The organism is Curtobacterium sp. NPDC087080 (assembly GCF_044745105.1).
Classification (GTDB): Bacteria; Actinomycetota; Actinomycetes; order Actinomycetales; family Microbacteriaceae; genus Curtobacterium.
The window spans coordinates 56,680-82,782 of the sequence record NZ_JBIUZP010000007.1 but is presented as its reverse complement, the minus strand read 5'-3'; the positions used below and the strand labels follow the sequence as shown (position 1 = coordinate 82,782).

Genomic DNA, 26,103 nt, shown 5'->3' with positions numbered 1-26,103 from the left:
ACCCCCGGTCCGCGCGCGGGTGATCGGCCTAGCGTGTGGCGCATGGACCTCGAACTGCGTGACCGTGTCGCCCTCGTCGTCGGCGGACGGGGGACCATCGGCTCCGTCGTCGCCGAGACCCTCCGGCACGAGGGTGCCCGGGTCGTCGTCGCGTCGAGGAGCGCCGACGGGGACGACGCCGTGACGATGGACACCGCGTCCCAGGAGTCGGTCGACGCCGCGGTGGCCCGGGTGCTCGAGCAGCACGGACGGATCGACGTGCTCGTCGTCACCGCCGCGCCTGCCGCCGGCACCCTCGACCCCGACCGCGCGTCGGACCCCGAGCAGGTGGCCGCGGCGATCGACGGCAAGGCCCTCGGCTTCCTCCGGGTCGCGAACGCCGTGCTGCCCGCACAGCGCGAGGCAGGCTTCGGCCGCGTGGTGGTCGTGAGCGGGCAGAACGCCTACCTGTCGGGCAACGTGACGACCTCGCTCCGGAACGCGGCGACGAGCATCATCGCGGGGAACCTCGCCGACCAGTCGGCCGGCACGGGCGTCACGGTGAACGTCGTGAACCCCGGCAAGGTGACCGACGAACCGGCCACCGCGGTGCAGCCCGGCGCCGGCGGCGAGTCCAGCCCGCAGCAGATCGCCGACCTCGTGGCCTTCCTGTCGTCCCCGCGGTCGGTCGTGAGCGGGGAGTCGGTGTCGATCGCCCACCGTGTGCTCGGACAGTTGACGATCTGACGGGTTCGTCCTGCAGGACGACCCCGTTCGTTCCTCCGCACGATGCACGGCGACCGGGTCGACCGCCAGGCTCGTTGGCATGGAGAGTTCGACCAAGCACGTGATCGCCACCCTCGCCACCTGCGCCGCGATCGTCGTCGTCACCGCGGTGGCACTCGTCGCGATGTCCCCGATGCCGTGATCCACCGGCGTGCGATGATCGAGCCGTGACGGACCGGCGCACGTTCCTCCGGCCGATGCGGCGCCGGTCGATCCTCGTCGACCTCCTCTGGGCCGGGCTCGCGGCACTGCTCTTCGCCGCACCGATCGACGTCGAGCTCGAGCACGCGAGTCCCCTGGCCGTGGCGGTCGCCTGCGTCGCGATCGCGCTCCGCCGCCTGTCCCCGAGCGCGGCGATGGTCGCGACCGTCGCCCTGGGCGCGGTGCAGGTGGCCGGCGGCGAACGGCCGTCGTTGGTCGACCTCGCCATCGCGGTCGTCATCGGTACCGTCGCCGTCGTCGGGACACGGTTCGAAGCCGTGCTCGCCGGCCTCCTCGCCGTGATCGCAGGAGCCTCGGCGTCCATTTACCTCTCCTCGACCGGTTACCGGTACGCCCTGCTGCTGAACGGGCCACGTGACCAGGTCGTCCTCGTCCTCGCCGCACCGGCACTCGTCCTGCTCTCCTTCTGGGCCGCTGGTCTCGCCGGTCGGGCGATCCGGTCGCAGAACGCCGAGGCCGTCCGACGCGCCGACGCCGAGGCAGCTGCCAGCCGGGCGGAGGCCGTGGCCAACCGGGCCGAGGCCGTCGCCACCCGCGCCGTCGACGAGGCCGAGGCCGAGCGCATCCGCGCCGACATCGCCCGCGACGTGCACGACGTCGTCGGCCACTCGCTCGCGGTGATCATCGCGCAGGCGGACTCGGTGCCCTTCCTCGACGACGAGGCCCGCATCCGCGAGGTCAGCGCGACCATCGCCAGCACCGCCCGCAGCTCCCTGGTCGAGGTGCGGCAGGTGCTCGGACACATCGACGGCTCGGACACGGCGAGCGACCCGACGTCCTTCGAGGAGATCGTCCGCGGAATGCGCGACGCCGGGGTCGACGTGGAGCACGCCGTCCGCGGTGTCGCCCGGCCACTCGGTGCCGTGCACGGCACCGCTGCCCGCCGGGTCCTGCAGGAGATGCTCACGAACGCGCTCCGGCACGGGGCACCCGGCGGCGCCGTCGAGGTCCGGGAGACCTGGCGCTCCGCCGACCTCGTGCTCGAGGTCGAGAACGCCGTACCCTCGAGCGCGCTGCCCGTCGGCGCCGAGCTCGGGCTCGAGGAGCTCGCCGCTGCGGCCACCGGCGCCGTGGCCGTCCGCACCGTCGCGACCGGTGAGCAGCCGACGACCGCGTCGACACGGGGTTCCGGCCGGGGCCTCACCGGCATGCAGACCCGACTCACCACGATCGGCGGGTCGTTCGACGCCGCCGTGCTGGACGCCGTGTTCGTCGCGCGCGCCCGCATCCCGTTCGACGTCCGAGGGGGGACAACTCGATGACCGACCCGATCCGCATCCTGCTCACCGACGACCAGGCGCTCTTCCGCGCCGGCCTCCGTGTGGTGCTCGACGCGCAGCCCGACATGCAGGTGGTGGGCGAGGCGTCCGACGGTGCCGAGGCACTCGACCGCATCCGCGAACTCCGACCCGACGTCGTCCTGCTCGACATGCGGATGGCCGGCGTGGACGGCGTCGAGACGGTGCGCCAGCTGTTCTCCGGCGCGTTCCCGGGGCCGCTCCCCCGTGTGGTGGTGCTCACGACGTTCGGCCTCGACCCCGCGGCCGCCACGGCGATCCGGCTCGGCGCGAGCGGGTTCCTGCTCAAGGACACCACGCCGCCGTTCCTGTTCGCGGCCGTGCGCGCCGTGCACGAGGGCAGCTCGGTGATCGCGCCGAACGACCTGTCGCAGCTGTTCGGCGCCGACGTCGACCGTGCCCCCGCCCCGCAGCCCGAGGCCTTCCAGACCCTGACCGACCGGGAGCGCATCGTGTTCGGTTGGGCATCGCGCGGGCTGTCGAACGCCGAGATCGCGGCGAAGGAGTTCGTCACCGAGTCGACCGTGAAGACGCAGATCTCGAGCATCCTCGGCAAGCTCGCGCTCCGTGACCGGGTGCAGCTCGTGGTGTACGCGCACGACCACGGGCTGGCCGGTGCCCGCGACGCCCGGTCCACCGGCCCGTAGGCCGACGCCCCTGGGCCACCGACCCCGGCCACTCGTCCCCGGTACGCTCCGACCGTGTTCCTCCTCGTCGTCGCCGTCGTCTTCGCCGTCTGCTTCGCGGTGTCACGCCGCCGCGACCCGCGCCTGCTCCGCAACGGCGTCTTCCTGACCGCGGCGGTCGTGTTCGGCGTGCTCGGAACGCTCTCCGTCGCAGCCGACCGCTCCCCCGTGGCACTCGTCCTGCTCGCGCTGCTGATGCTCGCCCTGCCCGTCAGTGTCGCGGTGTTCGGCGTCGCCCTCGTCGCGAACGGCGTCACGATGCTCCGCAAGGAGGGCAGGAGCCTCGGCAACCAGCTCTCGCTCATCGCCGGGGTCCTGGTCTTCGCGCTGCCGGTCCTCGCCGTCCTGGTCGTCGTCTGGTTCGGCGCCGTCGGGGTGACCGTGGCGGCGCTCGTCGCCCTGGTGTCCGCCTACGCGAGCGCAGCGTTCGTGTCGTTCGCGGTCTACTCCGTCGTCTACGGGCGGATGCGGCACGGACTCGTGCCGACCGCCGTCGTCGTGCACGGCGCCGGACTCCGGCCGGACGGCACCGTGACCCCGCTCCTGCGCGGACGGCTCGACCGGGCGCTCACGGTCTGGCGTGCCGAGACGGCGCGCGGCAACCGACCGCTGCTCGTGCCGTCGGGCGGCCAGGGCAGCGACGAGGTCCGGTCCGAGGCGGCCGCCATGGGCGAGTACCTCGGAGCCCAGGGCGTCCCGGCGGAGGCCGTGCTGCTCGAGGACCGGTCGACCACCACCCGCGAGAACATCGAGCGGTCCGCCGTGCTCCTGCGGGAAGCGGACCGACACGGCCCCCTCCTCCTGGTCACGAGCGACTACCACGTGCTCCGCACCGCCTCGCTCGCCCGACGCCTCGGGGTCGACGCGCAGGTGGTCGGCGCACGGACCGCGCGCTACTACGTGCCCAGCGCGTTCCTCCGCGAGTTCGTCGCACTGCTGGTCGAGCACCGCTGGGTCAGCGTGATCGCGCTCGGCCCGTTCGTGGTGCTGGCGGCGGCCGTCGTCGTCGGCCAGCTCACCCAGCCGGTCCCCTGAGGCACCCGGCCGACCACGGGACGGACGGGCGGTCCGTGGCAGCGGTGATCCGCGCCTCCCGGCCGGCACGCACCCATCCCACCGCGCGCGACCGTGGGCGGGCCCGGGAACGCGAGAAGGCCCCCGGATCCCTCCGGAGGCCTTCCCTCACCTGGTGCGCGAGGGGGGACTTGAACCCCCACGCCGTTTCCAGCACACGGACCTGAACCGTGCGCGTCTACCAATTCCGCCACTCGCGCCAGCCCGGCAACACTAGCACGCGTGGGAGGGTGCCCGTGACCACGCACAGACGGGCAGGAGCGCCACCCACTACCATGCAGTGGTCCCTGACCGACGAACACGGAGACACATGGGCCTCTTGGACAGCTTCGAGCGAGGGTTGGAGCGCGCCGTGAACGGCGCCTTCGCGAAGACCTTCCGCTCCGGCGTGCAGCCCGTCGAGATCTCCAGCGCGCTGCGGCGGGAGCTCGACACGAAGGCCGCCGTGGTCTCGCGCGAGCGGATCCTCGTGCCCAACGAGTTCACGGTGCGCCTCGCACCACCGGACCACACCCGCATGAACGACATCGGTCGACCGCTCATCGACGAGCTGTCGCAGATGGTGCAGCAGCACGCGGTCGCGCAGAACTACTCGTTCTCCGGCCCGGTGTCGATCTCGCTGCAGCAGGACGGCACGCTGTCCACCGGGATCCTGGAGATCGACTCGTCGACCGTCCAGCGCGACGTCGCCTGGGTCGCCGTGCTCGACATCGGCTCGCAGCGCCACCGGCTGCGCCGCGGCCGCACCGTCATCGGGCGGGGCACCGACGCGGACATCACCGTCGCCGACACCGGGACGAGCCGGAAGCACGTCGAGGTCATCTGGGACGGCAAGCACGCACAGGCCAACGACCTCGGCTCCACGAACGGCTCGAAGCTGAACGGCGAGCGCTTCCAGCAGGCCATCGTCGACCCGGACTCCACCATCGAGATCGGTCGTACCCGTATGGTGTTCCGGGTGATCCCGGAGAACGACGGAGGTGCACGATGACCACGGGCCTGACCCTGCTCGTCCTGCGCTTCGCCTTCCTGGCGGTGCTGTGGCTGTTCGTGTTCGTCATCGTCTTCGCCCTGCGGAGCGACCTGTTCGGCCAACGCGTCCGCACCATCCCGACCGACCCGAAGGCCGGTGCGTCCTCGCCGACGACGCCGGCCGTCCCCGCCGCAGCAGCACCGGCGGCCGCGGCGCCGGGTGCGTTCACGGAACTGATCGGCCAGCCCTCGGGCCCGACGCCGCAGCAGTCGGGTGCCGCACAGCCGCCCGCCGGCGTCCCGACGCGCCTCGTCATCACCGAGGGCTCGCGCGAGGGACTGGAGATGCCGCTCGGCGGCGGCCCGATCACGATCGGTCGCTCCAGCGAGTCGAACGTCGTCATCCGCGACGACTACACCTCGACGCACCACGCCCGCCTCGACCTCCGTGGCGAGGGCTGGGTCCTGTCCGACCTCGAGTCCACGAACGGCACGTTCGTCAACGGTCAGAAGGTGACCGGACCCGTGACCATCGCGGAACGGACGCCGATCACGATCGGGACGACGACGTTCGAGCTGCGGCGGTAACCGGCACATGACGGCTCGCACGCTGAGCGCCGCTGTGTCCCACGTGGGGCGCATCCGTGCCAACAACCAGGACTCCGGGTACGCCGGCACGCACCTGTTCGCGGTCGCGGACGGCATGGGCGGGCACGCCGGCGGCGACGTCGCCTCGGCGATCGCCATCCGCCGCATCCGCGAGGTCGACCGCGAGTTCCCGTCCGCGCACGACGCGGAGTTCGCCCTGCAGTCCGCGCTCATCGCCGCGAACCAGCTCATCACCGAGACGGTGTTCGAACACCAGGAGCTCACCGGCATGGGCACCACGGTGTCCGCGCTCATCCGGGTGGGCGAGCAGATCGCGATCGCCCACATCGGCGACTCCCGCATCTACCGGATGCGCGACGGCGAGCTGCAGCAGATCACCTCCGACCACACCTTCGTGCAGCGGCTCGTCGACAGCGGCCGGATCACCCCGGAAGAGGCAGCCGTCCACCCCCGTCGCTCGGTGCTCATGCGCGTGCTCGGGGACGTCGACGCCGCACCCGAGGTCGACACCGCCGTCATGGACATCCAGACCGGCGACCGTTGGCTGCTCTGCTCGGACGGCCTGTCGTCGTACCTGGCCGAGGAACGGATCCGCCACGCACTCGCGTCGAACATGGACGCGAACCAGGTGACGCAGCGCCTGGTCAAGGAGACCCTCGACCACGGCGCCCCGGACAACGTGACCGTCGTCGTGATGGACGTCACCGACACCGAGCCCGAGGACGACGACGCCGCGGCCACCACCGTCGGCTCCGCAGCCGCACCGCTGACGTTCGAGGCGTCGACCGGCCGGAAGCCGATCCGCCTCCCCACGATCCTGCTCCACCCGCTCAAGGTGAGCTCCGTCCCCGAGGACTCCCACTTCGAGCCCGAGTCCGACCAGTACTTCGCCGAGCTCATCGCCGAGGACCGCCGTCGTCGCATCCGGCGCCGAGTTGCCTGGTCGATCGCACTCGTCGTCGCCGTCGCGGCGCTGGTCGGCGCGGTGTTCCTGGGCTGGCGGATCACGCAGGCGCACTACTACGTCGGGACCGACCGCGGCACGGTCGCGATCTACCAGGGCGTGCAGCAGTCCATCGGCCCGATCGCCCTGTCGGACGTCTACGAGGACACCGACATCTCGGTGTCGTCGCTCCCCGACTACACCCGCGAGAACGTGCGCTCGACGATCAACGCGACGTCGCTCTCCGACGCTCGTGACATCGTGGACCGGCTGCGGAAGGCCGCCGAGACCGGTCAGGACCAGGCCGGCACCGGCGGGGACACGTCCTCGTCGCCGACACCGTCGCCGACCCCGTCGGCCTCGCCGTCGGACGGCGCTTCACCGACGGACGGCGCTTCGCCGACCGACGCGGCGGGAGCCACCCGATGAGCGCCGCGACCGCCCAGTCCTTCACGCAGGCGATCACGATCAAGCTGCGTGAGCCGGCCCGTGCCCGCAACCTCGAGCTCGTGCTGCTCGTCATCGCGTGCGGCATCTGCGCCGGGGCGATGGTGCTCGTGCAGCTCGGCACCAAGGGCCGGATCTTCGACACCGGTGTGCTCTGGGTCGGCGCCGGCATCCTCGGACTCGCACTCGTCATGCACGTGGCGCTCCGGGTGGTCGCCAAGCACGCGGACCCGTTCGTGCTGCCGATCGCCCTGGTGCTCAACGGCATCGGCATCGCCGAGATCTACCGCATCGACGTCCACAACGGCCTGACCGGCTGGGACGCGATCGGCGTCAAGCAGATCGTCTGGACGATGCTCGCGATGGTCCTGGCGACGATCACCGTCGTCGCGGTCCGCAACCACCGCTTCCTGCAGCGCTACCGCTACATCTTCATGTTCGCGACGATCGCGCTGCTGCTCCTGCCGATGCTGCCCGGCATCGGGGAGAACATCGGCGGTGCCCGGGTGTGGATCCGCATCGGCCCGTTCTCGTTCCAGCCCGGCGAGCTCGCGAAGATCACGATGGCGCTGTTCTTCGCCGGCTACCTCGTCACCGCACGCGACTCGCTCTCGATCGTCGGCAAGAAGTTCGCCGGCATGACCTTCCCGCGCGCCCGCGACCTCGGTCCGATCCTCGTGATGTGGGCGTCGGCGATGGCCGTCCTGGTGTTCCAGCGCGACCTCGGGACGGCGCTGCTGTACTTCGGCCTGTTCCTCGTGATGATCTACGTCGCCACCGCGCGGCTCGGGTGGGTCGTCATCGGTCTCGGCCTGTTCATCGGTGGAGCCCTCGTCGCGCAGTCGGTCCTGGTCTACGTCCGAGGCCGCTTCGAGCAGTGGCTCGACCCGTTCGACCAGACGATCTTCGACCGCCAGACCCAGGGCAGCTACCAGCTCGTGCAGGGCCTGTTCGGCTTCGCGAACGGCGGGATCACGGGCACCGGCCTGGGCCAGGGCCGCCCGTACATCACCCCCGTCGCGAACGCCGACTACATCGTCGCGTCGCTCGGCGAGGAGCTCGGGCTGATCGGCGTCTTCGCGATCCTCGCCCTGTTCATCGTCCTGGCGTCCCGAGGCCTGCGCGTGGCCTTCATGGCCCAGGACGACTTCGGCAAGCTGCTCGGCGTCGGCTTCGGCTTCATCATCGCCCTGCAGGTCTTCGTCGTCGTCGGCGGCATCACCCGGATCATCCCGGTGACCGGCCTCACCACACCCTTCATGGCCGCCGGTGGATCGTCCCTGATCGCGAACTGGATCATCGCGGCGATGCTGCTGCGCCTGACCGACTCGATCCCCGCAGAACAGCGCGTCCAGCAGGGCGCGGTCCCCGCCGCCCGTGGCCGTTCCGGACGCGGTGCGACGACCAGGAAGGAGCGCTCCCGGTGAATCGACAGCTCCGCGGCGTCTCGACCGTCATCGTGCTCATGTTCGTCGCGCTCTTCGTGTCGACGACGTCCATCCAGTTCTTCGCGGCCGACTCCCTGCGCGCCGACTCGCGGAACTCCCGCACGATCCTCGACAGCTACTCGACCAAGCGCGGCGCGATCCTGGTCGACGGCAGCCCGATCGCCGAGTCCACCCCCTCGGACGACCAGTACCAGTACCAGCGCAAGTACACGAACGGTGCGCTGTACTCCGCCGTGACCGGCTACTTCACCATCGGGCAGGGCAACACGGGCATCGAGAGCGCCGAGAACACCGTGCTCTCCGGCAACTCCGACGCCTCGTTCTTCCAGAACCTCAACGCCATCCTCACGGGCCAGGACGTCCAGGGCGACAACGTCAACCTGACGATCGACCCGGACGTGCAGCAGGCGGCGTACGACGCGCTCGGCCAGAACAGCGGCGCCGTGGTCGCGATCCAGCCGTCGACGGGCAAGATCCTGGCGATGGTGTCGAAGCCGGCGTACGACCCGAACGCGCTGACCTCGCACGACACCGCACAGGTGAAGCAGCAGTACGACGCCCTGCTTCAGCAGACCCCGACCCCGCTGCAGAACCGCGCGATCGGCGGCGACCTGTACACGCCGGGCTCGGTCTTCAAGCTCGTCGTGGCCTCCGCCGCGCTGAAGGACGGCAAGTACACGCTCGACTCCGAGTTCCCGAACCCGTCCCGCCTGCAGCTCCCGGGCACCAGCACCTACATCAACAACGCCGAGGGTGGTTCCTGCGGCGGTGGCGAGACGGTGCAGCTCCGCACGGCGATCCAGTACTCGTGCAACATCCCGTTCGCCGAGCTCGGTCAGAAGCTCGGGTACGACACGATCAAGTCCGTCGCGGACGAGTACGGGTTCGGCGACGCGATCGAGGTGCCGATGCGTGCCACCGCCAGCCAGTACCCCGACGTCGACTCGACCGCGCAGCTCATGCTGAGCGCCTTCGGGCAGGCCAGCGTGCGCGTCTCGCCGCTGCAGATGGCGATGGTGTCTGCCGGCATCGCGAACGGCGGCAAGGTCATGCAGCCCTCGCTCGTGGACTCGATCACCACGAGCGACCTGAAGACCGTCGAGTCGTTCTCGCCGAAGCAGTACAGCGACCCGCTGTCCGGCTCCGAGGCCGCCGACCTGACCGAGGCGATGCAGAGCGTCGTCAGCGGCGGGACCGGCACCAATGCCAAGATCGACGGAGTCGACGTCGCGGGCAAGACGGGCACGGCGGAAGGCGGTACGGGCGACCCGTACACGCTGTGGTTCACGGGGTTCGCCCCGGCGAAGGACCCGGAGGTGGCCGTGGCGGTCGTCGTCGGGAACGGTGGCGGACTCGGGCAGTCCGGCGTCGGCAACACGGTCGCGGCTCCGGTCGCGAAGAAGGTCATGGAGGCGGTGCTGAACAAATGAGACCCACCAGCGGACTCACTTTCGGTGGGCGGTACCAGCTCTCCTCCCGTGTCGCGATCGGCGGCATGGGCGAGGTGTGGCAGGCGACCGACCTCGTCATCGGCCGGACCGTCGCACTCAAGATCCTGAAGGACGAGTACCTCGGTGACCCGGGCTTCCTCGAGCGCTTCCGCGCCGAGGCCCGGCACGCGGCACTCGTCAACCACGAGGGCATCGCCAACGTCTTCGACTACGGCGAGGAGGACGGCAGCGCCTACCTCGTGATGGAGCTCGTCCCCGGCGAGGCCCTGTCCACCATGATCGAGCGGGAGCACACGCTGCCGGTCGACAAGGTGCTCGACATCGTCGCCCAGACCGCCAACGCCCTGCAGGCCGCGCACGCGGTCGGTCTGGTGCACCGCGACATCAAGCCGGGCAACCTGCTCATCACGCCCGACGGCCGTGTGAAGATCACGGACTTCGGCATCGCGCGCATCGCCGACCAGGTCCCGCTCACCGCGACCGGACAGGTCATGGGCACCGTCCAGTACCTGTCGCCGGAGCAGGCGAGCGGCCACCCGGCGTCGCCGTCGACCGACATCTACTCGCTCGGCATCGTCGCGTACGAGTGCCTGGCCGGACGTCGCCCCTTCACCGGTGAGTCCCAGGTCGCCATCGCGATGGCGCACATCAACGAGCAGCCGCCCGCGCTGCCCGGCGACGTGCCCGAGCCGGTGTCGGCCCTCGTGCTGTCCTGCATCGCGAAGAAGCCGGCGGACCGCCCGGCGACCGCCGCGAACCTCGCCCGTGCAGCCCAGGCGCTGCGCCGTGGGGACGTCGCTGCTGCGACCGTCGCCGTCCCGGCGGTCGGTGGTGGCGGGACCGTCGCGTTCAACCCGCCGCAGGGCCCCGGTGACGACGCTGCGACCGCGCTCATCGGGACGCAGGCGGGAGCGGTCGCCGGCCCTCCCGGTACGCCGCGGTCGCCCGCGGCCCCGGAGGACGAGGAGCCGCGGAAGAAGCGCACCTGGATCTGGTGGCTCGTGGGCGTCCTCGCGGTGCTCGTGATCGGCGGTGTCATCGCGGCGTTCGCGCTCAGCGGGTCGGACGAGCCGGAGCCCGCTCCGACGTCCTCGTCGCCGGCACCCACCCGACCGACGCCGACGCCGACCCCCACGACGACCCGGGTCTTCCTGAACAAGAGCGACTACCTCGGTCGCAACGCCGACGAGGTCCGGAACGAGCTCCAGCAGCGCGGGTTCGAGGTCACGGTGCAGGACGGCAGTCCAGCACCGACGGCGGAGCAGGCCGAGACGGTCGCGGACATCACCCCGACCGGCAGTGTGGTCGAGGGCACCCTCGTCACCATCACCCAGTACACGACCCCGCCGACGGCCAACAAGCCGAACACCCCGACCGCGGGGACGGTGTCGGAGTCCGGCCAGGTCACCTTCAGCTGGTCGGCCGCGACCTGCCCCGACGGGTACACCGTCTCGAAGTACTCGTGGACGGTGTCGGGCGGGAAGGACGCCTCCGGCGCGACCTCCGGTGACACCAGCTCGACGGCCGTCACCATCCAGGCCGACGCAGCGGGCGCCCCGGTGTCGTTCACGTACACGGTCACCTGCGGCTCGCTCGCCGCCTCCGAGTCCTCGGACCCGGCGACCGCGACCTGGGAGCAGACGACCCCCACGCCGACGGGCACCCCGACCGCGCCGTCGACCGGAGCCGCCAAACCCTGACCGATCGTCACCCGAACGGGGGCTGTCGACACCGTTGTGTAACGGTTCGTCGGGAGCCCCCGTCGTCAGCGTTCGGGCAGGAAGCGCTGCCGTACACTTGCCCGGACGGACATTCGGAGGAGTACGTGCCAGAAGGTGTGACCGCGGGGATCACGCTCCTCGCCAACCGCTACGAGATCGGTGACGTCATCGGTCGCGGGGGCATGGCGACGGTGCACGTGGGGACCGACACGCGACTCGGTCGCAAGGTGGCCGTGAAGCTCCTCAAGCCGAGCCTCGCGTCCGACCCGACGTTCCGGATCCGCTTCCGGCAAGAAGCGCAGGCGGCAGCCCGCATGGCGCACCCGACCATCGTGCGTGTGTACGACGCGGGCGAGGAGACCGTCACCGAGCCCTCGGGCAACCAGGTCCAGGTGCCCTACATCGTCATGGAGCACGTCGACGGCCGCGCGGTGTCCGACGTCCTCGACGACGGCCCGCTCGACCCGGCAGAGGCGGTCCGCATCACCGAGGGCATCCTGACCGCCCTCGAGTACTCGCACCGCGCCGGCGTCGTGCACCGTGACATCAAGCCCGCGAACGTCATGGTGACGCACGGCGGTCAGGTCAAGGTCATGGACTTCGGCATCGCCCGCGCCATCACCGACACGTCCGCCACGGTGGCGCAGACCACGTCGATCCTCGGCACGGCGTCGTACTTCTCCCCGGAGCAGGCCCGCGGCGAGACCGTCGACGCGCGGACCGACCTGTACTCCACCGGCGTCCTGCTCTTCGAGCTGCTGACCGGCCGACCGCCGTTCGTCGGCGATTCGCCGGTGGCGGTGGCCTACCAGCACGTGAGCGAGCAGCCGGTCGCCCCGTCCACGCTCGCACCCGAGGTGTCCCCGGCGCTCGACGCCGTCACGCTGCACGCCCTGGTGAAGGACCGCACGCGCCGGTTCCAGAACGCTGCGGAGTTCCGGACCGACCTGCAGCAGGCGGCTGCCGGCAAGGTCCCGGTCTCCACGCGCACGCTGCAGCAGAACGCCGCGCACGACGCGTCCACGATGCTCTTCGGGGTCAACCCTCGCACCACCTCGAACCCCGCGGTCGCGTTCCGAGAGCTCGACGACGACGCCGCCGACCACCGCCCCCAGCGCACGCAGAACCGACCGCCGGTCGCGTGGATATGGCTCGGCATCATCCTGACCGCCGCCGTGATCGCGGGCGTGGTGTTCTTCGTCGCCAACCTGCAGCCGGGCAAGGCTCCGGTGTCGTCCTCGGTGTCCGTGCCGAACGTCGTCGGTGCCACGTGGGACTCCGCGCGCACCGAGCTCGAGAAGCGCGACCTCAGCGCGGTCGAGGTCGGCGAGAACTCCGACGACGTCGCGAAGGACACGGTCATCCGGACCGAACCGGGGTCCGGCACCAACGTCGCCCGCAAGCAGAGCATCAGGGTCGTGGTGTCCCTCGGCCCGGAGCAGGTGGCCGTCCCGGACGTCGCGAACCAGACGCAGGACGCTGCGGAACAGGCCCTGAAGGCCGCCGGCTTCGCGATCGGCGCGATCAACAGCGACTACTCGAGCGACGTCCCCGAGGGCACCGTCATCAGCAGTGACCCGGCGAGCACCACGCAGCTGACGAAGGGTTCGGTCGTCAACCTGACCGTGTCGAACGGCAAGGTGCAGCTGCCGGACGTCACGCAGCAGCCCATCAGCGCCGCCAACGAGGCGCTGGCGAACCTCGGGCTCAACGTCGTCGCGTCACCGACGTACACGTGCACCGGCAGCATCGTGGTGCAGCAGAGTGCGCCGAAGGGTGACGTCGCACAGGGCAGCACGATCACGCTGACCTACTGCGCTGCCTCGGCGCAGCGGCAGTCGCAGGCCCCGTCCGCTCCGGCGGCCCCGGCCCAGGGTGGTGCCGCTGGCGGGAGCGTCGGAGGCGGGGACGGCGGGCAGTAGCCCGGTCCGTCGCGTCGGCTGGCGCGGGCACACGTCCGCCCGCCTGGAGGCACGCCGCACCCACCGCCCCGTCCGTCACGTCGCGAGGCGGTCACGTCGCGAAGGCGGTCACGTCGCGAGGCGGGCAGCGTCGGAAGACGGTCAGCGTCGGAAGACGCGCTGCGTCAGGAGACGGGGAGCGTCCGGTGGACCGGTGGCGTCGGACGACGCACGGCCGAGGTGGCGGACGGCCCGGTCAGCGCCGGCACCCTCCGGCGTGCATCTGCACGCGCTCGACCGGCGCCGTCAGGACCGGTGCTCGGCGATCAGGGGGTTCAGGGCCGCGGCCCGCTCGGCGGCGCCGACCAGACCGGTGGTCTCGAGCCAGTTGCCGACCATCCGGTACCCACCCTCGGTCAGGACCGACTCGGGGTGGAACTGCACGCCGTACACGGGGTGGTCGCGGTGCTCGACACCCATGATCACGCCGCCGCCGGTCCGCGCCGTGACGGTCAGCTCGTCCGGCACCGTGCCGTCCACGATGGCGAGGGAGTGGTACCGCGTGGCCGTGAACGGGTGCGGGACGCCCGTGAAGAGCACGCTGTCGTCGTGGTCGACCTGCGAGGTCTTGCCGTGCATGAGTTCCTCGGCGTGGGTCACCGTCGCGCCGAGCGCCTCGGCGATGGCCTGGTGGCCCAGGCACACACCGAGCAGCGGGGTCTCGGCGTCGATCGCCGCCCGGACGGTGGGGATCGAGACGCCGGCGTCCGCTGGCGTGCCCGGACCGGGCGAGAGCAGCACGCCGTCGTAGTCGGCGATCCGCTCGGCGATCTCGGTTTCGGGAAACGCGTCGTTCCGAACGACGTCGGTGTCCGCGCCGAGCTGCTGCAGGTACCCGTTGAGGGTGTAGACGAAGCTGTCGTAGTTGTCGACGACGAGGATCTTGGTCATGGTCGGATCACCGTACTCGGGGGGGATGTGCGCGGGCTGCTGAGGGTCTTCCCACAGACATGGTCACGGTAGGATACCGGCCATGGCCAAGGACAAGGACCGCACCAAGCCCGCCCGGAGGACCCGAGCCGACTCGGTCGACACGGCGGGCGACCAGCCCAATCCCGTGTGGTTCAAGCCGGTCATGTTCGGCTTCATGCTCGTCGGGCTCGCCTGGGTGATCGTCTTCTACATCTCGAACACGACCCTGCCGGTGCCGTCGCTCGGCTCCTGGAACATCCTGATCGGCTTCGGGATCATGTTCATCGGCTTCCTCATGACCACGCGCTGGCGCTGACTCGCCGCTCTGCACCTCCGACGCCCGTCGCACCTCCTGGTGCGGCGGGCGTCGTCGTTCGTCCGGCCCTTTCGCCGCAGCCCGCTCTCCACAAGCGCAACAGCGACCGCAGCCGTTCATCCACACTCGAGGGCCGATTCTCCACAGTTGTCCACACTTTCCACACGGTCATCCACACCTGCTTCCCCGAGTTGTCCACAGCCTCCTCCACAGTGGGGATAATCACACCCGTGTAACTCACCGAGTTGTCCCCAGTTGTGGATAACTCAGCGGGCAGCTGTGGAGAGCGGTACGCGGAGATGCAGAACGCCCCGCCCCACACTGCGGTGGGACGGGGCGTTCTGACGGTGCTCCGCGGTGCTCAGCCGATCGCGTAGCCGCCGATGCTGAGGTACGCGGCTCCGATGCCGGCCACGAGCAGCACGGCCTCGGCGATGAGCAGACCGATCTGCAGGCCCCGCTGGCGGACGTTCCGGGTCTTGGAGAAGACGAACCCGGTGACGAAGCCGAGGACGATGCCGCCGACGTGCGCCTGCCACGAGATGTTCGTCCCGGGCAGGAACCCGACCACGAGGTTGAGCCCCATTATGACGAGCAGCTGGACGGCGTTGTAGCCGAGGCTCCGCTGGATCACGAAGAACGCCGCGAACAGACCGAAGATCGCACCCGAGGCACCGACCACGGGGGTCCCGGGCGTCAGCAGGGAGACCGCGAGGTCACCGCCGAGGCCGGCCAGGAAGTACAGCGCCACGAAGCGCCACGTCCCGAGCAGGTTCTCGAGGATCCGCCCGAAGATGAACACCGCGAGCATGTTGAACCCGATGTGGAAGATCGACGAGTGGACGAAGAGCCCCGTCACGAGTCGCCACGGCTGCGTCCCGACCAGCGGGGTCCAGTAGCTCAGCCACTGGTTGACGACGCCGCCCGACAGCAGGTTCAGCAGCCAGACCACGACCGACACCGCGATGATCACGGTGGTCGCCTTCTGGTCCATCATCGCGAAGCGACGCCGAGCAACGGTCAGACCGCCCGGCGCCCCCGAGGCACGACGGTTCGCCTGGAACTGCGCACGCTGCTCACGGACGCACTCCGGGCAGTGCACGCCGACGGCCGCCGGCGTCTGACACTCGGTGCAGATGGTCCGCCCACACCGCTGGCACAGGATGAAGCTCTGCCGGTCCGGGTGCCGGTAACAGTAGTTGTCCCGCCCCGGGGCCTGGTCGGTCACCGGGTTCAGACGTCCTCGACGTCGATGCTCTCGATGACGACGTCGTCGAGCGGCTTGTCACGGCCGTCCGTGGGGACGCCCTCGATCGCGTCGACGACGGCGCGCGACTCGTCGTCGGCGACCTGGCCGAAGATGGTGTGCTTGCCCTGGAGCCACGGGGTGGCCACCGTCGTGATGAAGAACTGCGAGCCGTTGGTGCCGCGCCCGCCCTGGATGCCGGCGTTCGCCATCGCGAAGATGTACGGCTCCTGGAAGGTGAGCTCCGGGTGGATCTCGTCGTCGAAGCGGTAGCCCGGACCACCGATGCCCTGGCCGAGCGGATCGCCGCCCTGGATCATGAAGTCCTTGATGATGCGGTGGAAGACGACGCCGTCGTAGAGCTTGTCGGTCGAGACCTTGCCCGTACCGGGGTGCGTCCACTCCTGCTTGCCGGTCGCGAGGTCGACGAAGTTCTTGACGGTCTTCGGGGCGTGGTTGCCGAACAGGTTGACGCGGATGTCGCCCTTGTTCGTGTGGATCGTTGCGACAGCGGTGTGCAGAGACATGTTCCGATTCTCGCATGTACTCCTGACGGTGGGACGGATCACACAGCCGACGATCCGTGACCTGTCAGGGTGCTCGGTGGCAGGATGGGGTCACGCCGATCCGATGGAGGTACCAGATGACGACGATCGAGATCCCGCGCAAGCGTCGGAAGCAGATCAAGAAGCTCAAGGGCAAGACGGCCTCGCTCCTCGGCGAGCAGCGCAAGGTCCTCGAGCACGCGAACGCGATCCTCGCCGAGGCCCGCTCGCACGCTGCCGATGCAGCCCGCAAGGACATCGCCCCGCGCGTGCAGAACGCGATCGACAACGGGATCCGTCCCGCCGTCGCGACGGGTGTGCACGCAGCGACCTCGGCCGCCCAGAGCGCGTCCCACCGCTTCCAGACCGAGGTCGTCCCCGGCCTCGTCGCGACCGCCGGTTCGGTCATGAGCGTCAAGGACCTCGCGAAGGACCCGCGCGTCAAGAAGATCGTGAAGGACGCCCAGAAGAAGGGCAAGAAGGCGAAGAAGGCTGCGGCCAAGTACACGCCTGGCCAGCAGAAGAAGGGTCTGGGCTTCGGTGGCGTCGCCCTCATCGTGGTCGGTGTGGTCGCCGTCGCCGGTGCCGCGTACGCCGCGTACCAGACGCTCCGCGCCGACGACGACCTCTGGGTCGCCGACGACGCCGACTCGGCGGAGAAGCCCGCCGCCTGACCTCCCCGGTTCGTACGAAGGGCCCCGGCACTGCGCGGGGGCCCTTCGTCGTCCCCGGCCCAGCCCGCCCGTCGTGCTCCGATGCCTGCCGATCACCGAGCGGGCACGTTCTGTCACGCTCGCCTCGGTCACTCGACCAGGACAACCCGCTCGGTGGCACGCACACGGCACGACCTGCCCGTTCGCGGCCAGCAGCAGCGTCGTCGCGCGGGAGGCACCCATCCCGTCGGTCGCCGCGGGGCGCGGTCACGCGACCTTCCGCGGCCGCTCGCTCAGGTGCGACGACATGCCGCGCCGGAACACCCACAGACGGCACGTCGTGCGACCGCACTGCACCGCGAACGCCCACCGCGGCCGCACCGCTCACCCGACGACGACCGACGAGGTCCTTCAGCAGCGCTCGCGGGCGACCGCCGCAGAGCGGCAGCACTCGCCGGGCGACAAGCCCCGCAACCGGGTCCGCAGCCGGACCGGAGGCGACGGGACCGGGCGACCATCGCGGAGCGGCGCGCCGGCTGCGCCGGCCAGCACAGAACGAAGCCCCTGCGAAGCGACGAAGTCGCGAGCAAGGGCTTCTGGAGTGGAGCCTGGGAGAATCGAACTCCCGACATCCTGCTTGCAAAGCAGGCGCTCTACCAACTGAGCTAAGGCCCCGTGAGGACCAGCGTACCGGCCCCCGGAGGGAAGTGGTGGGGCTACAAGGACTTGAACCTTGGACCTCTTCGTTATCAGCGAAGCGCTCTAACCGCCTGAGCTATAGCCCCTCAGACCAGATGAAAGCCTACCGTACCGATCTCGCAGAACGAAATCGAGGGCGAGCTGCCATCCGGCCCGGGTGTGTCAGTTGTTCGTGAAGCCCACGAGCAGGCCGCCCGTGATCCGCACACTGAGGTTGTAGAGGACACTCACGATCGCGCCGAGCACGGTGCCGACGACGACGTTGAGGATGCCCACCACGACGGAGAACCCGAGGACCTGCCCGAGGGAGAACTGGTCCATGATCGAGTAGCTGTTCTGCCCGGTGACGTCCTTGAGCAGGGCGTCGATCTGGGTGAAGACACCGGTCTGGTTCAGGATGACCCACACCAGCGCCGTGGCCACGACGATCACGATCGACCCGGCGAGGGCGATGAGGAAGCTCAGCTTCACCATCGACCAGAAGTCGAGGTACACCAGACGCAGGCGGACCTGCCGGGTACCGGTGGGACGTTTCGCCTTCTTCTGGAGCTTCTCGGCGACACTACTCATTGTTCGACTGGTCCTCTCCGGCCTCGTCCTCGACAGGCTCGGTGTCGGCGGGGTCGGCGGGTTCGGGCGCCGCTTCGTCAGGGCTCACCGTCTCCACCGGGCCCGCAGGCTCGATCTCAGGCTCGGCGTCGTCCTGGTCGTCCAGGTTCCGCTCGCTGTTCCGGGCCACCGCGATGATCCGGTCGTTCTCCGCGAACCTCGCGAAGACCACACCCATCGTGTCGCGACCCTTGGCGGGCACCTCGGACACGGCAGACCTTACCACCTTGCCCGACTGCAGCACGACGAGCACCTCGTCGTCCTCGCCCACGATGAGTGCGCCCACCAGGTCGCCTCGGTCGGTGGCCAGCTTGGCCACCTTGATGCCGAGACCACCACGGCCCTGCACCCGGTACTGGTCGACCGAGGTCCGCTTGGCGTAGCCGCCCTCGGTCATCACCCAGACGTACCCGTCGTCCGACACGACCCGCGCGGCGAGCAGCGAGTCGTCGCCGCGGAAGGACATGCCCTTCACGCCGGAGGTCGACCGACCCATCGGACGCAGGGTGTCGTTCGTCGCGGTGAAGCGGAGCGACATGCCGTGCTTCGACACGAGGAGCAGGTCGTCGGTCTCGTCGACGAGCAGCGCCTGGACGAGCTTGTCGCCCTCGCGCAGGTTGATCGCGATGATGCCGCCGGTGCGGTTCGTGTCGTACTCGGTGAGCGCGGTCTTCTTCACGAGACCCTGCTCGGTCGCGAGCACGAGGTACTGCGCGGCCTCGTAGTCGCGGATGTCGAGCACCTGCTGGATCTGCTCGTCCGGCTGCATCGCGAGCAGGTTGGCGACGTGCTGGCCCTTGGCGTCGCGGCTCGCCTCCTGCAGCTCGTACGCCTTGGCGCGGTACACGCGGCCCTGGTCCGTGAGGAACAGCAGCCAGTGGTGGGTCGTGGTGACGAAGAAGTGCTCGACGATGTCGTCCGCCCGGAGCTGCGCGCCCTTGACGCCGCGACCACCACGGTGCTGCGACCGGTAGTTGTCGCTCCGTGTGCGCTTGACGTACCCGCCGCGGGTGATGGTGACGACCATCTCCTCTTCGGGGATGAGGTCCTCGATCGACATGTCGCCGTCGTACCCGAGCATGATCTCGCTGCGACGGTCGTCCCCGAAGCGGTCGACGATCTCGGCGAGCTCGTCACCGATGATCGTGCGCTGCCGGGTCTCCGACGCCAGGATGTCCTGGAAGTCGGCGATCTTCCGCTCGAGTTCCTCGGCCTCGTCGTGGATCTTCTGGCGCTCGAGGGCGGCCAGGCGCCGGAGCTGCAGCTCGAGGATCGCGCGTGCCTGGATCTCGTCGACGGACAGCAGGTCCATCAGACCGGTCCGCGCCTCTTCCACGTCGGGCGAGCGACGGATGAGCGCGATGACCTCGTCGAGGGCGTCGAGCGCGGCGAGGTAGCCGCGCAGGATGTGCGCGCGCTTCTCGGCCTCGCGCAGCCGGTACTGCGTGCGACGCACGATGACGTCGATCTGGTGGTCGACCCACGCGGAGATGAACCCGTCGAGCGACAGCGTGCGCGGCACTCCGTCGACGATCGCGAGCATGTTCGCGCCGAAGTTCTCCTGCAGCTGCGTGTGCTTGTACAGGTTGTTCAGCACGACCTTCGCCACCGCGTCGCGCTTGAGCACGATGACCAGGCGCTGCCCGGTGCGGCCGGAGGTCTCGTCGCGGATGTCGGCGATGCCGGCGAGCTTGCCGTCCTTGACGCCCTCGGCGATCTTGATCGCGAGGTTGTCCGGGTTCACCTGGTACGGCAGCTCGGTGACGACCAGGCACGTGCGGCCCTGGATCTCCTCGACGTTCACGACGGCACGCATCGTGATCGAGCCGCGACCGGTCCGGTAGGCGTCCTGGATGCCCTTGGTGCCGAGGATCTGGGCGCCGGTCGGGAAGTCCGGGCCCTTGATCCGCTGCATGAGCGCGCCGAGCAGTTCCTCGCGCGTCGCGTCCGGGTGCGCGAGCGCCCACTGGGCGCCCTCGGCGACCTCGCGCAGGTTGTGCGGCGGGATGTTCGTCGCCATGCCGACCGCGATGCCGACCGACCCGTTGACGAGCAGGTTCGGGAAGCGCGCGGGCAGGATCGACGGCTCCTGCGTGCGACCGTCGTAGTTGTCCTGGAAGTCGACGGTGTCCTCGTCGATGTCCCGGACCATCTCCATGGCGAGCGGCGCCATCTTGGTCTCGGTGTACCGCGGGGCGGCCGCACCGTCGTTGCCGGGCGACCCGAAGTTGCCCTGACCGAGCGCGAGCGGGTAGCGGAGCGACCACGGCTGCACGAGGCGGACGAGCGCGTCGTAGATCGCGCTGTCACCGTGCGGGTGGAACTGGCCCATGACGTCGCCGACGACGCGGGAGCACTTCGAGAACGCCCGGTCCGGTCGGTAGCCACCGTCGAACATCGCGTAGATCACGCGGCGGTGCACCGGCTTCAGGCCGTCACGGACCTCCGGCAGCGCACGTCCGACGATGACGGACATCGCGTAGTCGAGGTACGACCGCTGCATCTCGAGCTGCAGGTCGACCTGCGAGATGCGGTCGCCGGAGACCACGATGTCGCCTACCTCGCCGTGCACGATCTCGGGCTGCTCGTCGGCGCCGTTCTCGTTGTCGTCAGCCATGTGGCTTGGTCACCTTTCTGGTGGCCCTCCGGTGATCGGCCGGGAGGCACTGGTTCCGTCGGTCGCGCCGGGCGCGACCACAGGGGGTCGGGACTGGTCGACGCGGCTGGCACCGTGCCTCCAGGCCGGTACTAGATGTCGAGGAAGCGGACGTCCTTGGCGTTCTGCTGGATGAACTGGCGACGCGACTCGACGTCCTCGCCCATCAGCGTCGCGAAGACGCTGTCGACCGCGGCGGCGTCCTCGAGCGTGACCTGCAGGAGCGTGCGGGTGTCCGGGTTCATCGTGGTGTCCCAGAGCTCCTTGTAGTCCATCTCGCCGAGACCCTTGTAGCGCTGGATCCCGTTGTCCTTCGGGATGCGCTTGCCGGCGGCGATGCCCGCCTGCATGAGGGCGTCGCGCTCCCGGTCGCTGAACACGTACTCGTGCGCGGCGTTCGACCACTTCAGGCGGTACAGCGGCGGCTGCGCGAGGTACACGTAGCCGCGCTCGATGAGGGGACGCATGTAGCGGAAGAGCAGCGTGAGCAGCAGCGTCGTGATGTGCTGGCCGTCCACGTCGGCATCGGCCATCAGCACGATCTTGTGGTACCGGGCCTTGTCCGGGTCGAAGTCCTCGCCGATGCCGGCGCCGAACGCCGTGATCATCGACTGGATCTCCTGGTTGGCCAGGGCGCGGTCGAGGCGGGCCTTCTCGACGTTCAGGATCTTGCCGCGCAGCGGCAGGATCGCCTGCGTCATCGGGTTGCGGCCCTGCACGGCGGAACCGCCGGCGGAGTCACCCTCGACCATGAAGATCTCCGACAGCGTCGGGTCCTTCGACTGGCAGTCCTTGAGCTTGCCGGGCATGCCGCCCGACTCGAGCAGGCCCTTGCGACGCGTGGTCTCGCGCGCCTTGCGGGCGGCGAGCCGCGCCTGCGACGCCTGGATCGCCTTCCGCACGACGTCGCGCGCCTGGGCCGGGTTGCTCTCGAACCAGTGGGTGAGCTCGGTGCCGACGACGCGCTGCACGAACGACTTGGCCTCGGTGTTGCCGAGCTTGGTCTTCGTCTGCCCCTCGAACTGCGGCTCGCCGAGCTTCACGGAGATGACGGCGGTCAGCCCTTCGCGGATGTCGTCACCCGTGAGGTTGTCGTCCTTCTCCTTGATGATCTTGGTCTCGCGGGCGTACCGGTTGACCAGGCTCGTCAGGGCAGCGCGGAAGCCCTCTTCGTGGGTGCCGCCCTCGTGCGTGTTGATCGTGTTCGCGAAGGTGTGGACGCTCTCCTGGTACGAGGTGTTCCACTGCATGGCGATCTCGAGCGCGATCTTGCGCTCGGTGTCCTCGGCCTCGATCGCGATGACGTCGGGGTGGACCAGGTCCGCCTTCTTCTGCGCGTTGAGGTACTCGACGTAGTCGGGCAGCCCGCGCTCGTAGCGGAAGGAGTCCTTCCGCGACTCCTCGCCCTCGTCCGGGGTGCGCTCGTCGGTGAGGTTGATGCGGAGACCCTTGTTGAGGAAGGCCATCTGCTGGAAGCGCGTGCGCAGCGTCTCGTAGTCGAACTCGACGGTCTCGAAGATGTCGGCGTTCGGCCAGAACGTGATCGTGGTGCCGGTCTCGTCCGTCTCCTCGTCCTTCGAGACGGGGGCGACCGGGACGCCGTCGGTGTAGCTCTGGCGCCAGACGTGCCCCTGGCGGCGAACCTCGACGTCGAGCTCGGAGCTCAGGGCGTTCACGACGGAGGAACCGACGCCGTGCAGACCACCGGAGACCGCGTACCCGCCGCCGCCGAACTTGCCACCGGCGTGCAGGACGGTGAGGACGACCTGGAGCGTCGAGACGCCCTCGGCCGCGTGGGTGTCGACCGGGATGCCGCGGCCGTTGTCGACCACGCGGACGCCACCGTCCTCGCGGATCGTCACGTCGATCGTGTCGCAGTAGCCGGCCAGCGCCTCGTCGACGGAGTTGTCCACGATCTCCTGCACCAGGTGGTGGAGACCCCGGGGACCGGTCGAACCGATGTACATGCCCGGGCGCTTGCGGACCGCTTCGAGCCCCTCCAGCACCTGAATCTGGTCTGCGCCGTACGATGGTTCCGTCGGTGGAGCCTGCTCGGTCTCGTCCTGCGGGATCGTCCGGTCGTCGTCAGATTCTGATGCCATGTCGGGATTGCTCCTGCCTGCGCGCGGAACGCCCGCACACTGCACTCGCCAGTCTACCGCAGGAGCTTCTCTCCACGGGGCTCATCCGCCCGCTGGACGGGTGTTCTTCATCCCCGAGGACGATTTCGTCGGGTCAACCGTAGGTGTCGCGGGGACCACGCCCCTGGACCGTCCTGGGACCGCGTTTCCAGGTGGGGGCGTCCGGCCCGGAAACCCGGATCGACTGCACGCCCGCTCCGGGGTGGCGCTCGGCGATCGTCGTGGTCACGGTCGCACGCATCAGGCGGAGCTGGGTCGCCCATGCCGTCGAGTCGCAGCGGATGACGAGCGTGCCGTCGTCGATGGTCATCGGGCGGGAGTGCTTGGCGAGCTCGTCGCCCACCACCGCGGGCCAGTCCACGAAGAGCTCCGAGCGGGCGAGCGGTTCCGACCAGCCGAGCTCCTGAGCCAGGGCACCGACGACGTCCCCGAGCCCGCGGGGTTCACGCCCCTTGCCGTACGGGACGGTGTCGGCGTCGAGTTCGCGGGAACGGCGGCGTCGGGCGTCGACGGTGCGGAGGGACGGGTCACCGAGGACGGCGCGCAGGTGGCGGTAGACCCGCGCCGGCTCGGAGGGCTTCCAGGGCTTCGGCATCAGGCGTGCGCCTCGTCCGTCACGATCGTGCCCGCCTCGATCCGGACGGTGTGGGCGGCGAGCTGGTCAGGCACGTCCCCGAACACCGCGGCGGTGATGAGCACCTGCTCGTAGTCGGCGACCGCGCCCGCAAGCCGTTCACGCCGTGACTCGTCGAGCTCGGCGAACACGTCGTCGAGGATGATGATCGGATCGCCGAGCGTCGACTCCGCGCGGAGCACCGCGGCGCCGGCGAGCTTGATCGCGAGTGCGAACGACCAGGACTCGCCGTGACTGGCGTAGCCGCGGGCAGGTAACCCGTTCAGCTGGAAGAGAACGTCGTCGCGATGGGGTCCGACGAGGGTCAGGCCGCGGTCGAGCTCGTCCTTCCGCCGCCGCTCGAGCGCGCCCCGGAAGGCATCGGCCGCGGCGGCGACCGACACCGGCTCGTCCGGCGTCCCGAGCACCGGGTCGGTGGCCGCTGCGTCCTCGGGGTCCCCGCCCCGCACGCTGAGCACACCCGAGATCGTCGCCTCGTGCCGTTCGCCGGCGACCGTGGCGTAGGCCTCGGTGACGAACGGCGCGAGCCGTCGTGTCAGGTGGTCACGGGCCGCGATGATCTCGGCACCGAACGCGACGAGCCGGTCGTCCCAGACGTCGAGCGTCGCGAGCGACCCGGACCGGGCACCGCTCGACCGCGCCGTCTTCAGGAGCGTGTTGCGCTGCCGGAGCGTCCGGTCGTAGTCGGCGAGGACCCCCTGCATCCGCGGGGCGATCTGGCCGAGGAGCTCGTCGAGCATCCGCCGCCGGCCGGAGGGCTCCCCGCGGACGAGCGCCAGGTCCTCGGGGGCGAAGAGGACGCTCGTGCAGTAGCGCGGCAGCTCGCGGGGCTTGATCGCAGCGCGGTTGACCTGCGCTCGGTTCGACCCGGTGCGGTTGATCTGCACCTCGGCCAGGATGCTGCGGTCCTCGTGGGCCAGTCGAGCGCGCACGATCGCTGCGTCGCAGCCCTGGCGGACGAGGGCCGCATCGGTCGGGACCCGGTGGGAGCCGAGGGTGGACAGGTAGCCGATGGCCTCGACCAGGTTGGTCTTGCCCTGCCCGTTCCGTCCGACGAACAGGTTCGGCCCGCGTGCGAGGTCGACGTCCGCCTCCCGGTAGTTCCGGAAGTCGGTGAGTTGCAGGTGGTCGACGTGCACGCGGGCCGAGACGAGCTCAGGTGGTTACCTGAACTACGCCTTCTTGACGGCGTGGCCGCCGAACTGGTTGCGGAGCGCCGCGACGGCCTTCATCGTCGGGGACGCGCTGCCCTGACGCGAGACGAAGCGCGCGAAGATCGACGCGGAGATGGTCGGCATCGGCACGGCGTGCTCGATGGCCTCCTCCACGGTCCAACGGCCCTCGCCGGAGTCCTCGACGTAGCCCTCGATCGCGTCGAGCTTCGGGTCCTCGTTCAGTGCGAGCACCATCAGGTCGAGCAGCCAGGAGCGCACGACCGTGCCGCGCTGCCACCCGGCGAAGACCGCGGGGACGTCCTTGATGATGTCCTTGGCCTCGAGGAGCTCGTAGCCCTCGCCGTACGCCTGCATGATCGCGTACTCGATGCCGTTGTGGACCATCTTGGCGTAGTGACCGGCGCCGACGGGGCCGGCGTGCGAGAAGCCCTCCTCGCGGGGGCCCTCGGGGCGGAGCGCGTCGAAGACCGGCATCGCGAACTCGACGTCCTCGGGGGCGCCGCCGACCATCAGGCCGTAGCCGTTGTCCTTGCCCCAGACACCACCGGACACACCGGCGTCCATGTAGCGGATGCCCTTCGCGCCGAGCTGCTCGGCGTGGATCGTGTCGTCCAGCCACTTCGAGTTGCCGCCGTCGATGACGAGGTCACCCTCGGACAGGACGCCGGCGAGGTCGGTGATCACGTCGTCGGTGATCTTGCCGTGCGGGACCATGACCCACACGAGCTTCTTGCCCTCGGGCAGTGCGGCGGCGAGGGCGCCGAGGTCGGCGACGTCGGAGACGGCGGGGTTCGCGTCGTACCCGGTGACCTCGATGCCTGCGTTGCGGAGACGGGCACGCATGTTGTTGCCCATGCGACCGAGGCCGACAAGACCGATGTGCATGATTTCCTCTTCTGTTCGTCGTCGCGCTGGTGGCC

The 26,103-nt window shown here is 69.9% G+C and carries 22 protein-coding genes and 3 tRNA genes; 13 read left to right on the top strand and 12 right to left on the bottom strand.

Features of this window, described 5'->3' with window-relative positions; translation table 11 throughout:
* Nucleotides 1-42: 42 nt before the first annotated feature.
* From ACIPEQ_RS15960 to ACIPEQ_RS15945, 4 genes are all read left to right on the top strand, one after another.
* The gene (locus tag ACIPEQ_RS15960; protein ID WP_402715923.1) at nt 43-726 is read left to right on the top strand and encodes an SDR family NAD(P)-dependent oxidoreductase; all 684 of its coding nucleotides are present in this window, start codon (nt 43-45) and stop codon (nt 724-726) included.
* Between the two features lie 206 nt (nt 727-932).
* Nucleotides 933-2,249 (top strand): sensor histidine kinase, encoded by a 1,317-nt coding sequence (locus ACIPEQ_RS15955; protein WP_402715922.1) that lies wholly within the window; start codon nt 933-935, stop codon nt 2,247-2,249.
* Nucleotides 2,246-2,932, top strand: a complete 687-nt coding sequence (locus ACIPEQ_RS15950; protein ID WP_126889991.1) for a response regulator transcription factor — start codon at nt 2,246-2,248, stop codon at nt 2,930-2,932. The genes ACIPEQ_RS15955 and ACIPEQ_RS15950 overlap by 4 nt, the downstream gene beginning before the upstream one ends.
* Before the next feature lie 54 nt (nt 2,933-2,986).
* Complete coding sequence (locus tag ACIPEQ_RS15945) at nt 2,987-4,006, top strand: YdcF family protein (protein WP_402715921.1); 1,020 nt, start codon at nt 2,987-2,989, stop codon at nt 4,004-4,006.
* Nucleotides 4,007-4,158: 152 nt separating this feature from the next.
* Here the strand turns inward: ACIPEQ_RS15945 and ACIPEQ_RS15940 are convergent.
* A tRNA-Leu gene (locus ACIPEQ_RS15940) sits at nt 4,159-4,245 on the bottom strand.
* A 110-nt stretch (nt 4,246-4,355) separates the two neighbouring features.
* On the opposite strand from ACIPEQ_RS15940, the gene ACIPEQ_RS15935 reads away from it, so the two are divergent.
* The 7 genes from ACIPEQ_RS15935 to pknB all read left to right on the top strand — a co-directional run bounded on the left by ACIPEQ_RS15935 (nt 4,356) and on the right by pknB (nt 13,558).
* Complete coding sequence (locus tag ACIPEQ_RS15935; protein ID WP_402715920.1) at nt 4,356-5,036, top strand: FhaA domain-containing protein; 681 nt, start codon at nt 4,356-4,358, stop codon at nt 5,034-5,036.
* Nucleotides 5,033-5,605 (top strand): FHA domain-containing protein, encoded by a 573-nt coding sequence (locus ACIPEQ_RS15930; RefSeq protein ID WP_402715919.1) that lies wholly within the window; start codon nt 5,033-5,035, stop codon nt 5,603-5,605. Before ACIPEQ_RS15935 ends, ACIPEQ_RS15930 begins: the two co-directional genes overlap by 4 nt.
* 7 nt (nt 5,606-5,612) lie before the next feature.
* Nucleotides 5,613-6,998 carry a Stp1/IreP family PP2C-type Ser/Thr phosphatase gene (locus ACIPEQ_RS15925; RefSeq protein ID WP_402715918.1) on the top strand — a complete coding sequence of 462 codons (1,386 nt, stop codon included), beginning with the start codon at nt 5,613-5,615 and terminating at the stop codon, nt 6,996-6,998.
* A complete protein-coding gene (locus tag ACIPEQ_RS15920; RefSeq protein ID WP_402715917.1) occupies nt 6,995-8,443 on the top strand; it encodes an FtsW/RodA/SpoVE family cell cycle protein in 1,449 nt (482 codons plus the stop codon). The genes ACIPEQ_RS15925 and ACIPEQ_RS15920 overlap by 4 nt, the downstream gene beginning before the upstream one ends.
* Nucleotides 8,440-9,894 carry a penicillin-binding protein 2 gene (locus ACIPEQ_RS15915; RefSeq protein ID WP_250366435.1) on the top strand — a complete coding sequence of 485 codons (1,455 nt, stop codon included), beginning with the start codon at nt 8,440-8,442 and terminating at the stop codon, nt 9,892-9,894. The genes ACIPEQ_RS15920 and ACIPEQ_RS15915 overlap by 4 nt, the downstream gene beginning before the upstream one ends.
* Nucleotides 9,891-11,615, top strand: a complete 1,725-nt coding sequence (locus tag ACIPEQ_RS15910; RefSeq protein WP_402715916.1) for a protein kinase — start codon at nt 9,891-9,893, stop codon at nt 11,613-11,615. Before ACIPEQ_RS15915 ends, ACIPEQ_RS15910 begins: the two co-directional genes overlap by 4 nt.
* 125 nt (nt 11,616-11,740) lie before the next feature.
* Nucleotides 11,741-13,558, top strand: a complete 1,818-nt coding sequence (gene pknB / locus ACIPEQ_RS15905; RefSeq protein ID WP_402715915.1) for a Stk1 family PASTA domain-containing Ser/Thr kinase — start codon at nt 11,741-11,743, stop codon at nt 13,556-13,558.
* A 285-nt stretch (nt 13,559-13,843) separates the two neighbouring features.
* Here the strand turns inward: pknB and ACIPEQ_RS15900 are convergent, their stop codons facing one another.
* On the bottom strand, nt 13,844-14,488 hold the full coding sequence (locus tag ACIPEQ_RS15900) for an anthranilate synthase component II (protein ID WP_402715914.1): 645 nt from the start codon (nt 14,486-14,488) through the stop codon (nt 13,844-13,846).
* Nucleotides 14,489-14,570: 82 nt separating this feature from the next.
* On the opposite strand from ACIPEQ_RS15900, the gene ACIPEQ_RS15895 reads away from it, so the two are divergent.
* On the top strand, nt 14,571-14,825 hold the full coding sequence (locus ACIPEQ_RS15895; RefSeq protein ID WP_111228127.1) for a cell division protein CrgA: 255 nt from the start codon (nt 14,571-14,573) through the stop codon (nt 14,823-14,825).
* Between the two features lie 361 nt (nt 14,826-15,186).
* On the opposite strand, the gene ACIPEQ_RS15890 is transcribed toward ACIPEQ_RS15895, so the two are convergent.
* Together ACIPEQ_RS15890 and ACIPEQ_RS15885 are read right to left on the bottom strand one after the other, a co-directional pair.
* Nucleotides 15,187-16,053: a rhomboid family intramembrane serine protease gene (locus ACIPEQ_RS15890; RefSeq protein WP_402715913.1), complete on the bottom strand. Its 867-nt coding sequence runs from the start codon at nt 16,051-16,053 to the stop codon at nt 15,187-15,189.
* 5 nt (nt 16,054-16,058) lie between these two features.
* Nucleotides 16,059-16,598, bottom strand: a complete 540-nt coding sequence (locus ACIPEQ_RS15885; RefSeq protein WP_126889981.1) for a peptidylprolyl isomerase — start codon at nt 16,596-16,598, stop codon at nt 16,059-16,061.
* 116 nt (nt 16,599-16,714) lie between these two features.
* On the opposite strand from ACIPEQ_RS15885, the gene ACIPEQ_RS15880 reads away from it, so the two are divergent.
* Nucleotides 16,715-17,290 carry a hypothetical protein gene (locus tag ACIPEQ_RS15880; RefSeq protein ID WP_126889980.1) on the top strand — a complete coding sequence of 192 codons (576 nt, stop codon included), beginning with the start codon at nt 16,715-16,717 and terminating at the stop codon, nt 17,288-17,290.
* A gap of 581 nt (nt 17,291-17,871) precedes the next feature.
* On the opposite strand, the gene ACIPEQ_RS15875 is transcribed toward ACIPEQ_RS15880, so the two are convergent.
* The 8 genes from ACIPEQ_RS15875 to gnd form a co-directional block, all read right to left on the bottom strand.
* Nucleotides 17,872-17,944 (bottom strand) — tRNA-Ala (locus tag ACIPEQ_RS15875).
* 33 nt (nt 17,945-17,977) lie between these two features.
* A tRNA-Ile gene (locus tag ACIPEQ_RS15870) sits at nt 17,978-18,054 on the bottom strand.
* A 76-nt stretch (nt 18,055-18,130) separates the two neighbouring features.
* The gene (locus ACIPEQ_RS15865; RefSeq protein WP_126889979.1) at nt 18,131-18,538 is read right to left on the bottom strand and encodes a DUF3566 domain-containing protein; all 408 of its coding nucleotides are present in this window, start codon (nt 18,536-18,538) and stop codon (nt 18,131-18,133) included.
* On the bottom strand, nt 18,531-21,194 hold the full coding sequence (gene gyrA / locus ACIPEQ_RS15860) for a DNA gyrase subunit A (RefSeq protein WP_126889978.1): 2,664 nt from the start codon (nt 21,192-21,194) through the stop codon (nt 18,531-18,533). Before gyrA ends, ACIPEQ_RS15865 begins: the two co-directional genes overlap by 8 nt.
* Nucleotides 21,195-21,325: 131 nt before the next feature.
* On the bottom strand, nt 21,326-23,335 hold the full coding sequence (gene gyrB, locus ACIPEQ_RS15855) for a DNA topoisomerase (ATP-hydrolyzing) subunit B (protein ID WP_402715912.1): 2,010 nt from the start codon (nt 23,333-23,335) through the stop codon (nt 21,326-21,328).
* 133 nt (nt 23,336-23,468) lie between these two features.
* Complete coding sequence (locus ACIPEQ_RS15850) at nt 23,469-23,969, bottom strand: DciA family protein (protein ID WP_209675847.1); 501 nt, start codon at nt 23,967-23,969, stop codon at nt 23,469-23,471.
* On the bottom strand, nt 23,969-25,147 hold the full coding sequence (gene recF, locus ACIPEQ_RS15845; RefSeq protein WP_402715911.1) for a DNA replication/repair protein RecF: 1,179 nt from the start codon (nt 25,145-25,147) through the stop codon (nt 23,969-23,971). The genes ACIPEQ_RS15850 and recF overlap by 1 nt, the downstream gene beginning before the upstream one ends.
* Nucleotides 25,148-25,180: 33 nt before the next feature.
* Nucleotides 25,181-26,068, bottom strand: a complete 888-nt coding sequence (gnd, locus tag ACIPEQ_RS15840) for a phosphogluconate dehydrogenase (NAD(+)-dependent, decarboxylating) (protein WP_126889975.1) — start codon at nt 26,066-26,068, stop codon at nt 25,181-25,183.
* Nucleotides 26,069-26,103 lie beyond the last annotated feature (35 nt).

Excerpts from the sequence above, each read along its gene's own strand:
- ACIPEQ_RS15960 (WP_402715923.1), top strand. The coding sequence starts at position 43 with ATGGACCTCGAACTGCGTGACCGTGTCGCCCTCGTCGTCGGCGGACGG.
- ACIPEQ_RS15950 (WP_126889991.1), top strand. The coding sequence starts at position 2,246 with ATGACCGACCCGATCCGCATCCTGCTCACCGACGACCAGGCGCTCTTC.
- ACIPEQ_RS15935 (WP_402715920.1), top strand. The coding sequence starts at position 4,356 with ATGGGCCTCTTGGACAGCTTCGAGCGAGGGTTGGAGCGCGCCGTGAAC.
- ACIPEQ_RS15930 (WP_402715919.1), top strand. The coding sequence starts at position 5,033 with ATGACCACGGGCCTGACCCTGCTCGTCCTGCGCTTCGCCTTCCTGGCG.
- ACIPEQ_RS15925 (WP_402715918.1), top strand. The coding sequence starts at position 5,613 with ATGACGGCTCGCACGCTGAGCGCCGCTGTGTCCCACGTGGGGCGCATC.
- ACIPEQ_RS15920 (WP_402715917.1), top strand. The coding sequence starts at position 6,995 with ATGAGCGCCGCGACCGCCCAGTCCTTCACGCAGGCGATCACGATCAAG.
- ACIPEQ_RS15910 (WP_402715916.1), top strand. The coding sequence starts at position 9,891 with ATGAGACCCACCAGCGGACTCACTTTCGGTGGGCGGTACCAGCTCTCC.
- ACIPEQ_RS15900 (WP_402715914.1), bottom strand. The coding sequence starts at position 14,488 with ATGACCAAGATCCTCGTCGTCGACAACTACGACAGCTTCGTCTACACC.
- ACIPEQ_RS15895 (WP_111228127.1), top strand. The coding sequence starts at position 14,571 with ATGGCCAAGGACAAGGACCGCACCAAGCCCGCCCGGAGGACCCGAGCC.
- ACIPEQ_RS15885 (WP_126889981.1), bottom strand. The coding sequence starts at position 16,598 with ATGTCTCTGCACACCGCTGTCGCAACGATCCACACGAACAAGGGCGAC.
- ACIPEQ_RS15880 (WP_126889980.1), top strand. The coding sequence starts at position 16,715 with ATGACGACGATCGAGATCCCGCGCAAGCGTCGGAAGCAGATCAAGAAG.
- ACIPEQ_RS15865 (WP_126889979.1), bottom strand. The coding sequence starts at position 18,538 with ATGAGTAGTGTCGCCGAGAAGCTCCAGAAGAAGGCGAAACGTCCCACC.
- gyrA (WP_126889978.1), bottom strand. The coding sequence starts at position 21,194 with ATGGCTGACGACAACGAGAACGGCGCCGACGAGCAGCCCGAGATCGTG.
- gyrB (WP_402715912.1), bottom strand. The coding sequence starts at position 23,335 with ATGGCATCAGAATCTGACGACGACCGGACGATCCCGCAGGACGAGACC.
- ACIPEQ_RS15850 (WP_209675847.1), bottom strand. The coding sequence starts at position 23,969 with ATGCCGAAGCCCTGGAAGCCCTCCGAGCCGGCGCGGGTCTACCGCCAC.
- gnd (WP_126889975.1), bottom strand. The coding sequence starts at position 26,068 with ATGCACATCGGTCTTGTCGGCCTCGGTCGCATGGGCAACAACATGCGT.